The 11,380-nt window shown below is 72.6% G+C and carries 13 protein-coding genes; 11 read left to right on the top strand and 2 right to left on the bottom strand.

The annotated features are described in order from the left end of the window. Positions 1-69 precede the first annotated feature (69 nt). Positions 70-630, top strand: a complete 561-nt coding sequence (locus ACIQU3_RS16300; protein ID WP_403733670.1) for a GNAT family N-acetyltransferase — start codon at positions 70-72, stop codon at positions 628-630. Between the two features lie 13 nt (positions 631-643). Here the strand turns inward: ACIQU3_RS16300 and ACIQU3_RS16295 are convergent, their stop codons facing one another. Beyond that, on the bottom strand, positions 644-991 hold the full coding sequence (locus ACIQU3_RS16295) for a VOC family protein (RefSeq protein ID WP_403733673.1): 348 nt from the start codon (positions 989-991) through the stop codon (positions 644-646). A 48-nt stretch (positions 992-1,039) separates the two neighbouring features. Here ACIQU3_RS16295 and ACIQU3_RS16290 point away from each other — a divergent pair, with 48 nt between their 5' ends. The 4 genes from ACIQU3_RS16290 (at position 1,040) to ACIQU3_RS16275 (ending at position 3,909) form a co-directional block, all read left to right on the top strand. Further along, positions 1,040-1,519 (top strand): phage holin family protein, encoded by a 480-nt coding sequence (locus ACIQU3_RS16290; RefSeq protein ID WP_403733676.1) that lies wholly within the window; start codon positions 1,040-1,042, stop codon positions 1,517-1,519. 6 nt (positions 1,520-1,525) lie between these two features. Continuing rightward, a complete protein-coding gene (locus ACIQU3_RS16285) occupies positions 1,526-2,557 on the top strand; it encodes an SDR family oxidoreductase (RefSeq protein ID WP_403925593.1) in 1,032 nt (343 codons plus the stop codon). Positions 2,558-2,721: 164 nt separating this feature from the next. Further along, positions 2,722-3,045, top strand: coding sequence for a WhiB family transcriptional regulator (locus tag ACIQU3_RS16280; RefSeq protein ID WP_403733683.1), 324 nt, complete (start codon positions 2,722-2,724; stop codon positions 3,043-3,045). A gap of 192 nt (positions 3,046-3,237) precedes the next feature. Next, positions 3,238-3,909 (top strand): hypothetical protein, encoded by a 672-nt coding sequence (locus ACIQU3_RS16275; protein WP_403734273.1) that lies wholly within the window; start codon positions 3,238-3,240, stop codon positions 3,907-3,909. Positions 3,910-3,961: 52 nt separating this feature from the next. Here the strand turns inward: ACIQU3_RS16275 and ACIQU3_RS16270 are convergent, their stop codons facing one another. Further along, positions 3,962-4,924, bottom strand: a complete 963-nt coding sequence (locus tag ACIQU3_RS16270) for a TIGR03557 family F420-dependent LLM class oxidoreductase (RefSeq protein WP_403925591.1) — start codon at positions 4,922-4,924, stop codon at positions 3,962-3,964. Positions 4,925-5,094: 170 nt separating this feature from the next. On the opposite strand from ACIQU3_RS16270, the gene ACIQU3_RS16265 reads away from it, so the two are divergent. The 6 genes from ACIQU3_RS16265 (at position 5,095) to ACIQU3_RS16240 (ending at position 11,376) form a co-directional block, all read left to right on the top strand. Next, complete coding sequence (locus ACIQU3_RS16265; protein WP_403925588.1) at positions 5,095-6,873, top strand: FAD-dependent oxidoreductase; 1,779 nt, start codon at positions 5,095-5,097, stop codon at positions 6,871-6,873. Further along, entirely contained in the window at positions 6,870-8,717 is a 1,848-nt protein-coding gene (locus tag ACIQU3_RS16260; protein WP_403925584.1) for a transketolase, read from the top strand. The genes ACIQU3_RS16265 and ACIQU3_RS16260 overlap by 4 nt, the downstream gene beginning before the upstream one ends. Beyond that, positions 8,714-9,673 (top strand): non-homologous end-joining DNA ligase, encoded by a 960-nt coding sequence (gene ligD, locus ACIQU3_RS16255; protein ID WP_403925581.1) that lies wholly within the window; start codon positions 8,714-8,716, stop codon positions 9,671-9,673. The genes ACIQU3_RS16260 and ligD overlap by 4 nt, the downstream gene beginning before the upstream one ends. 92 nt (positions 9,674-9,765) lie before the next feature. Further along, entirely contained in the window at positions 9,766-10,137 is a 372-nt protein-coding gene (locus tag ACIQU3_RS16250) for a gas vesicle protein (RefSeq protein WP_403733702.1), read from the top strand. A gap of 46 nt (positions 10,138-10,183) precedes the next feature. After that, positions 10,184-10,606: a gas vesicle structural protein GvpA gene (locus ACIQU3_RS16245; RefSeq protein WP_403733705.1), complete on the top strand. Its 423-nt coding sequence runs from the start codon at positions 10,184-10,186 to the stop codon at positions 10,604-10,606. Beyond that, complete coding sequence (locus ACIQU3_RS16240; protein WP_403733709.1) at positions 10,603-11,376, top strand: GvpL/GvpF family gas vesicle protein; 774 nt, start codon at positions 10,603-10,605, stop codon at positions 11,374-11,376. Before ACIQU3_RS16245 ends, ACIQU3_RS16240 begins: the two co-directional genes overlap by 4 nt. Positions 11,377-11,380: the final 4 nt, after the last annotated feature.

Below are 11,380 nucleotides of genomic sequence, written 5' to 3'. Positions count from 1 at the left end.
ATCCGCGTCATGGTGATCGACGGCTTCCGACGACTGGGGGCGCACGGCCGACGCGGTTACTGTGGCGGGGTGCCGCATCACGCATCCCGCCACCTCGCCGAGGGCCCCCGGGTGGGCATCCGCCACTTCACCCACGAGGACGGAGCCGAGTTCACCGCCCGCGCCCGGGAGAGCAAGGACCTGCACCACCCGTGGCTCTTCCCGCCCACCACGGCACAGGCGTACACCGCCTACGCGAGCCGCCTGATCGAGGACCCCGCCAAGGCCGGCTTCCTGGTCTGCGAGAAGGACGACGGGGCCATCGGCGGATTCATCAACATCAACAACATCGTGGAGGGCGGCTTCCAGTCCGGGGCGCTGGGCTACGGCGCCTTCGCGCACGCCGCCGGCCGGGGGCTGATGCGCGAAGGGCTGGAACTCGTCGTGCGGTACGCCTTCGGCCCGATGCGGCTGCACCGGCTGGAGATCAACGTCCAGCCGGGGAACGCCGCGTCGATCGCCCTGGCCCGAAGCTGCGGGTTCCGCCTTGAGGGCTTCTCGCCGAAGATGCTCTTCGTCGACGGGGCCTGGCGTGACCACGAACGCTGGGCGATCACCACCGAGATGATCACCGGGCCGCGGCGACACTGAGCCCCGGCGCCGCCTACGCCTGGCGGTCCACGTACTCGTAGACCGAGCCGTCCGGATGCAGGGCGATCAGATTGCGGCCCGCGGGTGAGGCGATCGGGCCCGCGACGATGTGGGCGCCCAGCCCGGTCAGCACCTTGTGTGTCTCCTCGACGTCCGTCACCGCGATCGTGGCGGCGACCTTGCGCAGCACCTCCAGTTCGGCCGGGGGACCGCTCATCAGCAGGAAGCAGCCGATCGCCGCCACCTGGACACCTCCCCGCTCGAAGCGCTGGGCGCTGCCGCCCGCCAGTCGCTCGTAGAAGGGGATCGCGGTCTCGAGGTCGTCGACGCAGACGCGCAGTGTGGCACCCAGAATCTCCATGCCGCCGAGCCTAGTTACGCGCGGGGGGCCGAGGGTACCCGGCCGGGCATGAAGCCGTTGGATCACCTGGAGCATCTGGACAAGCACCTCGTCGACGAGCTGGCACAGGTGGCGCGCGAGACCGTACGGGACGAGCTGCGCGAGCAGACACGCAAGCAGCGCCGCAAGGCCGCCCTGTACGCCGCGTCCGGCGCGCTCGCCCTGTACGCGGGCGCGGCCCTCGCCCTCGCCGTAGGGCTGGCCCTCGCCCTAGGCCTACCCGACTGGGCCGCCGCTCTGATCACCGCCGTGATCCTGGGCGCCCTGGCCTACGTGCTGCGCGGCATGGCCCGCCCGCACCGGCCCGGCCCGGAGCACGCGGCCGGCATGGCGCCGGGCGGGGACGGCGCACGGCAGACCGCGGCCGGGGCGGTCGGCGGCGCGCCGTATCCGCCGGTCCCGCCGGCCCCGCCCGGCGGGACGACCGCTCCGGGCGCCGTGCCCCCGCCGCCCGCGGAGGCCCCGCACGTACCCCGCCGCGGGGTGTGATGCCGGGTGCGCACGGCAGGAACCAGGCGCGGCCGCGTGGTGGTCGTGACCGGAGCCAGCGGCGGTGTCGGCCGGGCCACGGCCCGGGCCTTCGCCGCTCGCGGCGACAGGGTCGCCCTGCTCGCCCGCGGGCGTGAGGGACTCGCCGCCGCGGCGGACGACGTGGAACGCGCCGGCGGAGAGGCGCTCGTCGTCCCCGTCGACGTCTCCGACGCCAAAGCCGTCGAGGACGCCGCCCAGCAGGTCGTCGACGCCTACGGCCGGATCGACGTCTGGGTCAACAACGCCTTCACCGGAGTCTTCGCCTCCTTCACGGACATCGCCCCGGACGAGTTCCGGCGGGTGACCGAAGTGACCTACCTGGGCTACGTGTTCGGCACCCGGGCCGCCCTGCGGCACATGCTGCCTCGCGACCGGGGCACGATCGTGCAGGTCGGCTCGGCGCTGGCCTACCGGGGCATCCCGCTGCAGTCGGCGTACTGCGGGGCCAAGCACGCGATCCAGGGGTTCAACGAGTCGCTGCGCTGCGAGCTGCTGCACGCGCGCAGCGGGGTGCGGACCACGATGGTGCAGCTGCCGGGCCTGAACACCCCGCAGTTCGACTGGGTGCTGAACCGGATGCCCGGGCGGGCCCGGCCCGTGGCGCCCGTGTACCAGCCGGAGGTCGCGGCCCGGGCCGTCGTGCACGCCTCGTCGCACGCCCGGCGCCGGGAGTACTGGGTGGGCGGCTCCACCGCCGCCACGCTCCTCGCCAACGCGGTGGTCCCCGGGCTGCTCGACCGCTACCTGGCCCGCACCAACATCGACGCGCAGCAGGAGGACGGGCCGCCCGAGGGTCCCGCGAACCTGTGGTCCCCGGCGGACGGTCCGCACGGGCGGGATTTCGGCGCGCACGGGCGGTTCGACGCCGAGTCCACGGACGACAGCCCACAGCAGTGGCTGTCCCGCAACCGGGGGCGGATGGGCGCGGCCCTCACCACGGCGGCCGCCGCCCTGACCGTACGCAGGCTGGCCGGCCGGGCTCGGCGCCAGGCCTGACAGGCCCCGTTCGGCGGCCAAACCCTTCCGTGAAAGACCGGGAACCGCGGGTTCCGGATACGGACATCGTCCCTTTAGCATGGGTTTCGCGACCTCTGCCGGGCCTGCGGCAGCGTCATGCCGCAGCCACCTGCCGGCTCAGCCGGCACACGCGGAGGTGTGCCATGCCCGACGACCGCAAGATCAGTCACCGCACCGTCGGCGCCGAGATCGCCGAGACCCTGGCCACCGCTCGCGAATGGCTACGGGATGCCGCCTGCCTGGACGAGGATCCGGAGCTCTTCTTCCCGCTGGTGGAGCGGGAGACCGACGCCCAGGTCGCCCGGGCCCGTGCGGTGTGCCGTCGGTGCCGCGTCCTGCTCGCCTGCCGTTCCTGGGCCGTCGAGCAGGGTGAGGACGCCGGTATCTGGGGCGCGACCACAGCGCGGCAGCGGCGCGCCATCAGCCGAGAGAAGCGCGGCGGCGTCGGCAGACGATCGGCATCGTAGGGCGCGTTTCAGACGGGCGCCGCGGGTCTGCGCCGGGCTCATCGAGGAGGACCGTGCGGGAGCTGCACACGGTCACCGATTCGCAACAGACGGCGCAGAGCCCAATGCAAACAGGCAACCGTGGCTGAATATGGTCTCTCATGCGGACGCGGTGTCATGACCGCTGCCACCACAAACGGGGGACTTGTCGTGATGATCGAACGTTGCCACAGACCGATCGCGTTCCGGACGCTCGCCCTGGTCGCCTGCGTGGCCGGGCTCGTGGCACTCACCGGCTGCTCCCCTGACGCCCGGAGCTCGGGCGGCTCGGCGACGTCGGCCGTCACTTCCTCGCCGGCCAAGGGCGCGCAGGATACTGACGGAACCGCCTCCCCAAAGGCGCTGCCCGCCCAGAAGGTCTCGCCTTCGGCGGACAAGGCAGGCAACACGGTGTCCCCTCCGGTAGCGGCCGCGACACCCGCTGCCCCGGCCTCCGGTCCGACGGCATCCGCGGGCACCGGTGGCGCGGACGACGGCTGCGATCACAAGATGCCGATCTCGCCCGACGAGATCGCCGTGTACCGCTACACACCCGAAGGCGGGTCCCTGAGTCTGATCATCCGACACGGCAACTGGGGTTGCGGCAGCCCGGATTCCGACGGAGCACCGTTCGAGACGGTCGGCAAGGAGATCTACCTGCCCATGGACCAGGCCGCGTACGTCACGGTCACCGACCCCATCGTGACAAGCACCGAGAATCAGCCCATCGGCGTGCAGGAGTTCCTCAACTGGCTGGAAGCGCACCCCGACAGCGGCCTGGTCTTCCGCTACCACCTGGGAGCGGACGGAGCCATCGACCGTCTCGAGCAGGTCTTCACCCCCTGAAGCCGCTCGCGCCGGCTGCTCGGGGGCGTGGTGCTCCGGCCACCAAGTCGCGTCAGACGGCCTGCTGGAGCTGCGGCAGCACCTTGGTGCGGTAGAAGTCGAAGAAGCCGCGCAGGTCCGGACCGATCTGGTTCACGTAGATCCGGTCGTAGCCGGCGTCGGCGAACTGCTTCAGCTCCGCCACGTGCTCGTCCACGTTGTCGCCGCACACCCGGTTCTCCCGCACCATGTCCTCGGTGACCAGCTGCTGCGCCTGCTCGAAGTGCTTGGGTGAGGGCAGCACCTGACCCAGTTCGCCCGGCAGCTGCTCGTTCGCCCAGAGCCGGTGGACGGTGCGGACGGCCTCCTCCCTTTCCGTGCCGTAGCAGACCTTCGTGCCGCCGCTGACCGGCTTTCCGCCACCCCCGCCCTTGCGGTACTGCTCCACCATCGCCTCGTCCGGCATGACCGAGATGTAGCCGTCGCCGACGCGGGACGCGAGCTGGGTCGCGGCGGACCCGAAGCCGGAGATGTCGATCGGGATCGGCTCGTCCGGGACGGTGTACAGACGGGCGTTCTCGACCGTGTAGTGCGGCCCGTGGTGATTGACCTCCTCGCCGCTGAACAGCCGCCGCATGACCTGGATGGCCTCCTCCAGCATGTCCAGCCGGACGTGCGCCGGGGGCCAGTGGTCGCCCAGGATGTGCTCGTTGAGCGCCTCACCGGAGCCGACACCCAGCCGGAAGCGGTTGTTCGTCATCACCGCGCTGGTCGCCGCGGCGTGCGCCACCACCGCAGGGTGCATGCGCACGGTCGGGCAGGTCACCGCCGTCTGGATCGGCAGCGACACCGCCTCCGACAGCGCGCCGATCACCGACCACACAAACGGGCTCTGGCCCTGCTCGTCGTTCCACGGGTGGTAGTGGTCGGAGATCCACAGCGCCTGGAACCCTGCCTGTTCGGCCATCCGTGCCTGCTCGATCAGCTCGGCGGGCCCGTACTGCTCGCACGAGAGGAAATATCCGTACTCGGGCATGGAAGAGTGCCTCCGCGACGTCGGCGGTCCGTATCCGGCACCGGGTACCCGTGGCGAGGGCCGGAAACCGGCCCGTCCCGTGTGTGCGGGCCGGGCCGACGTTTGGGTGCCCTGGCCAGGGGGACGCGGAAGGCTCCCGAGCTACGCGACAGCGCCGGAGGCGAGCGACCGTGAGTCGACCCCGCATCCTGATCGTCGGTGCCGGCTTCGCCGGGTACCGCACGGCCCGCACCCTGTCCCGGCTCACCCGGGGCCGGGCCCACATCACCCTGCTCAACCCGACCGACTACTTCCTGTACCTGCCCCTGCTGCCGCAGGTCGCCGCCGGCGTGCTGGAACCGCGCCGGGTCACGGTCTCCCTGTCGGACACGCTGCCGGACGTACGGCTGGTGCTGGGCGAGGCCGAGCGCATCGACCTCGACGACCGCACCCTGCACTACACCGGCCCCGAGGGGGAGGGTGGCACCCTCGCGTACGACCGGCTGGTGCTCGCCGCGGGCAGTGTCAACAAGCTGCTGCCCATCCCCGGTGTCGCCGAGCACGCGCACGGCTTCCGTGGGCTGCCCGAGGCGCTGTACCTGCGCGACCACGTCACCCGGCAGGTGGAGCTCGCGGCGTCCTCCGACGACCCGAAGACGTGCGCCGCGCGATGCACCTTCGTCGTGGTCGGGGCGGGGTACACCGGCACCGAGGTCGCCGCGCACGGGCAGATGTTCACCGACGCGCAGGTGCGCAAGCACCCGCTGCGGCAGGGCATGCGACCGCGCTGGATGCTGCTGGACGTGGCGCCGCGAGTGCTGCCCGAGATGGACGAGAGGCTCTCCGCCACCGCCGACCGGGTACTGCGGCAGCGGGGCGTGGACGTGCGGATGGGCACCTCCGTGCAGGAGGCCATGCACGAAGGGGTCGTGCTGTCCGACGGCGAGTTCGTCGAGACCCGGACGCTGGTGTGGTGCGTGGGCGTGCGTCCCGACCCGCTGGTCGAGTCCCTCGGGCTGCCCATGGAGAAGGGACGGCTGCTCGTCGACCCGCACCTCCAGGTGCCCGGGCGGCCGGAGTTGTTCGCGTGCGGTGACGTGGCCGCGGTCCCCGATCTGGAGAACCCGGGGAGCTACACGCCGATGACCGCGCAGCACGCCTGGCGGCACGGCAGGATCGCGGCGGAGAACGTCGCCGCGTCGCTCGGCCTCGGCGGGGCGCGCAAGCCCTACCGCCACCGCGACCTCGGCTTCGTCGTCGACCTGGGCGGGGCGAAGGCCGCCGCCAACCCGCTCGGCGTGCCCCTGTCCGGCGTACCGGCGGGCGCGGTGACGCGGGGCTACCACCTCGCCGCGATGCCCGGAAACCGCGTCCGGGTCGCGGCCGACTGGCTGCTGGACGCCGTACTGCCGCGCCAGGCCGTGCAGTTGGGGCTCGTACGGTCCTGGTCGGTGCCGTTGGACACGTCGTCGCCCGAGGTGGCCCGGGTGGCGGGCGGGCCCGGGCAGCGGCAGGGAGCGGGCGCCCGGTCCGGGCCGGGTGCGGCGCTCGCGGCCGACACGGACGACGGGGGCGGACCGGGCCGGTACCGGCCCCCCGATGAGCCCGCGAAGGGGCGGCCCGGATCCGGGGCGACGCAGGTGCGGCCCGGATCCGGGGCCGCGCGATCGCACGCACAACTGCGCTCCGAGTCCGAGACGGCGAAGGGCCGCCCGACGGCGGACCGCCCCGGCTCCGGGCACGCGCGGCCGCTCACCGAATCCGAGACGGCGAAGGGCCGCCCGGCTGCGGGCGCCCGGCGAACGGCCGACGAGCCCGCGAGGAGCCGGCCGGGTGGTGAGCCCGCGAGGAACCAGCCCGGTCCCGGGGACCCGCCCCCGGAGCTCCACCCCGCGCCCGGCCCCGTCAAACGAACCGACGCCCCTGACGGCCCCGACGACTGCGACGACTCCGCGAAAGGAGACTCATGAACACCGGTGAACTCACCGACCTCGGACAGCAGCTGCGGGTGGACAGTGTCCGCGCCGCCGCCGCGGCGGGCTCCGGGCACCCGACGTCCTCGATGTCCGCGGCCGACCTGATGGCCGTCCTGCTCGCGCACCACCTCCGCTACGACTTCGACCGCCCCGCCCACCCCGGCAACGACCGCTTCGTCCTCTCCAAGGGCCACGCCTCCCCGCTGCTGTACTCGGCGTACAAGGCGGCCGGAGCCATCGACGACGACGAGCTGCTCACCTTCCGCAAGCTGGGCAGCCGCCTCGAAGGGCACCCCACCCCGCAGCGTCTGCCCTGGGTCGAGACGGCCACCGGCTCGCTCGGGCAGGGCCTGCCCGTCGGGGTCGGCATCGCGCTGGCCGGCAAGCGGCTCGACCGCACCGGCTACCGCACGTGGGTGCTGTGCGGCGACAGCGAACTGGCCGAGGGATCCGTGTGGGAGGCCGCCGAGCACGCCGGTTACGAGCACCTGGACAACCTCACGGTGATTGTCGACGTCAACCGGCTCGGCCAGCGCGGCCCCACCCGGCACGGCCACGACCTCGATGCCTACGCCCGGCGGTTCCAGGCCTTCGACTGGCACACCATCGAGGTCGACGGCCACGACGTGGACGCCGTCGACCGCGCCTACGCCGAGGCCGCATCCACCAAGGGTCAGCCCACCGCGATCCTCGCCCGCACCCTCAAGGGCAAGGGCGTCGAGGGCGTCCAGGACCGCGAGGGCCTGCACGGCAAGCCCCTCCCGGAGGCCGAGGACGCGATCACCGAACTCGGCGGCCCGCGCGACATCCGCGTACAGGTGCAGGAGCCGCCCGCTGCCCGCATGCTGCACTCCGTGCACACCGGCGACTTCGAACTCCCGAGGTGGGACAAGGGCGAGGAGGTCGCCACCCGCAACGCCTTCGGTGAGGCGCTCGCGGCCCTCGGCACCGGCCGCGGCGACATCGTCGCCCTGGACGGCGAGGTCGGCGACTCCACCCGCGCCGAGTTCTTCGCCAAGGAGCACCCCGACCGCTACTTCGAGTGCTACATCGCCGAGCAGCAGCTCGTCGCCTCGGCCGTCGGCCTCGCCTCCCGCGGCTGGGTGCCGTACGCCGCCACCTTCGCGGCGTTCCTGACCCGGGCCTACGACTTCGTGCGGATGGCGTCCGTCAGCGGCTCCGGCATCAACCTCGTCGGCTCCCACGCGGGCGTCGCCATCGGCCAGGACGGGCCCAGCCAGATGGGCCTGGAGGACCTGGCGATGATGCGGGCGGTGCACGACTCGACCGTGCTGTACCCGTGTGACGCCAACCAGACCGCTCGGCTGGTCGGCGCGATGGCCGGCCTGGAGGGCGTCCGCTATCTGCGTACCTCGCGCGGCGAGAGCCCGGTGATCTACGGCCCGGACGAGGAGTTCCCGGTCGGCGGCAGCAAGGTGCTGCGCTCCTCAGAGCGGGACCGCCTGACCCTCGTCGCGGCGGGCGTCACCGTGCACGAGGCGCTGGCGGCCGCCGAGGCCCTGCAGCAGGAGGACATCGCCGTGCGGGTCATCGACCTGTACTCGGTGAAGCCCGTCGACCGGGCCACCCTGCGCCGGGCCGCCGAGGAGACCGGCTGCCTGGTGACCGTGGAGGACCACCACCCCGAGGGCGGCATCGGGGACGCGGTCCTCGACGCCTTCACCGACGGGCGGCCCGTGCCGCGCCTGGTCCGGCTCGGCGTACGGACCATGCCGGGTTCGGCGTCCCCGGAGGAGCAGCTGCGTGCCTCGGGCATCGACGCGGAGTCCATCGCGGCGGCCGGACGGCTGCTGGTCGAGGAGGCGGTCGTGCGGTGAGCGGCGGCGACGGCACCCGCAGGGTGCGGGCGGGCCGCCGCACGGTGGAGGTGCACCGGCCGGACAAGGTGCTGTTCCCGGGCGGCGGCGACGCCAAGGAGTACACCAAGGGCGACCTGGTGGACTACCACCGGGCCGTCGCGCCCTTCATGCTGCCGCACCTGCGCGGCCGCCCGCTGATGCTGGAGCGGCACCCGGACGGCATCGACGGCCCGACGTTCATGCAGAAGAACACCCCGGAGCACTACCCGGAGTGGATCCCCCGGGTCGAGGTGGCCAAGGAGGGCGGCACGGTCCGGCACGCCGTCTGTGACGACACGGCCACCCTGCTGTACCTGGCCGACCAGGCGAGCATCACCCTGCACCGCTGGCTGTCCCGCGCCGACGCCGTGGACCACCCCGACCGACTGGTCTTCGACCTCGACCCCTCCCCGGTGCCTGAGGGGCCTGGGGGGACCCCCAGGGAGGAATTCGAGGCCGTGCGCGAGGCCGCCCGGCTGCTCGGGGAGCTGCTCGACGAGCTGGAACTGCCCTCGGCGCTGATGACGACCGGCTCGCGCGGGCTGCATGTGATCGTGCTGCTGAACGGACGGCACGACTTCGACGACGTGCGGGCGTTCGCCCGGGACGTCGCCGGCACCCTCGCCCGAGCGCACCCCGACCGGCTCACGACGGCGGCGCGCAAGAAGGAGCGCGGTGCGCGGCTCTACCTGGACATCCAGCGCAACGCCTACGCCCAGACGGCCGTCGTGCCCTATACGGTCCGGCCCCGCCCGGGCGCCCCGGTGGCCACCCCCATCACCTGGGACCAGCTGGACGATCCGGAGCTGCACGCACGCCGTTGGACCGTCGCCGATGCCGTCGAGCAGGCCCGCACCAACCCCTGGTCGGGCGTGCCGGGCCGCGGCCGGGCGCTGGGACCGGCCCGGCGGCGGCTGAACGCCCTGGGCGGCTGACGCGACCCCTCTTCGGCCGGTCGGGTGGCAGATGCACGCGTCCGTAGAGGTTTGGCTGACACTCTTGCGGCCACACGGAGGGGGAGGTGGCCATGTCGAACACAAAAAACACGCAAGAGTCACAGGGTTCACAGAAGCCCCAGAGCTCACGGAATTCGAGCAGAACGAACGACAACCAGAAGAGCCAGAGCCGACCGAGCCCGATGGAGGTGCTGCGCCAGGCGCGTGGCCAGCTCGCGGAGCTCACCGGCATGGAAGCCGAGTCCGTGTCGTCCTTCGAGCAGACGGAGGAGGGCTGGGCGCTGGAGGTCGAAGTCCTCGAACTCGAGCGCGTGCCCGACACGATGAGCCTCATGGCGAGCTACCAGGTAGAGCTCGACGCGGAGGGGCAGCTCACGGGGTACCGGCGCGTCCGCCGCTATGAACGCGGTCGGTCCGACGCGCGCAGGCCCGGCGGCCGCTAGGCCGCCGGAACGGACCCGCACCCACACACGAGGAGGAACATCCGGCATGACTGTCGTACCGGCACAGCAGACCGGCGGCGGAGGCGGCAGCAGCGGTCTCTACGACGTGCTCGAACTTGTCCTTGACAGGGGGCTCGTGATCGACGCATTCGTCCGAGTGTCCCTGGTCGGCATCGAGATACTCAAGATCGACGTTCGCGTCGTCGTCGCCAGCGTGGACACGTATCTGCGCTTCGCCGAGGCGTGCAACCGGCTCGACCTGGAGGCCGGGCCGCGCAAGGACCCGGGCCTGCCCGACCTGGTCGGAGAGATCACCGAGTCCGGTGCCCGCGGCAAGTCCAAGGGGGCGTTGTCCGGCGCCGCCGAGACCATCTCCGACGCCTTCAAGCAGGCGCGCAGCGAGGGCGAGACCGAGTCGCGCCCGCGGGCCCGCAAGAGCACGTCCCGCCGTAAGGAGGAGCAGGAGTGAGCACCTACGTCTACGGCATCGCGGCGAGCTCCCACCCGTCTCTGCCGGAGGGCATGGGCGGCGTCGGCGACCCGCCCCGCGAGGTGCGCATCCTGCGGGAGGGTGACCTTGCGGCCATCGTCAGTGAGGCGCCCGAGGGGCTGCGGCCCAAGCGCAAGGACCTGCTCGCCCACCAGAACGTCCTCAGCGAGGCCGGTGCGGCCGGGTGCGTGCTGCCCATGCGGTTCGGCAGTGTCGCCCCGGACGACAACTCCATCACGGCGGTGCTCGCCGAGCGCGCCGAGCACTACAAGGAGCGGCTCGCGGCCCTGGACAACCGGGTCGAGTACAACGTCAAGGCCAACCACGTCGAAGAGGCCGTACTGCACCAGGTGATGGCCGAGAGCCCGGACATCCGCGGGCTCGCGGAGGCCAACCGGCAGGCCGGCGGCGGTAGTTACGACGACAAGATCCGGCTCGGCGAGCTGGTCGCGGCCGCGGTCAAGGCCAGGGAGGCCGACGACGGCGCCGCGGTGCAGCGTGCGCTGGAGACGGCCGCCGACGACGTGAGCGTGGGCCCCGAGTCGACCGGCTGGCTGGCGAACGTGTCGTTCCTGGTGGACCGGGAGTCGGCCGACACGTTCCTGGCCACGGTCGAGCAGCTCCGCAAGGACATGCCGCACCTGGAGGTGCGGGTCAACGGACCGCTGCCGCCGTACAGCTTCGTCGAGCCCGGCCCGGCCGAGCCCGCGGGCACCGCGGTGAGCGGCACGGACGCCGGAGTGGGGTGACGAC

The organism is Streptomyces sp. NPDC101110 (assembly GCF_044759525.1).
Taxonomy (GTDB): domain Bacteria; phylum Actinomycetota; class Actinomycetes; order Streptomycetales; family Streptomycetaceae; genus Streptomyces.
This window is presented reverse-complemented; position numbering and strand designations above follow the sequence as displayed.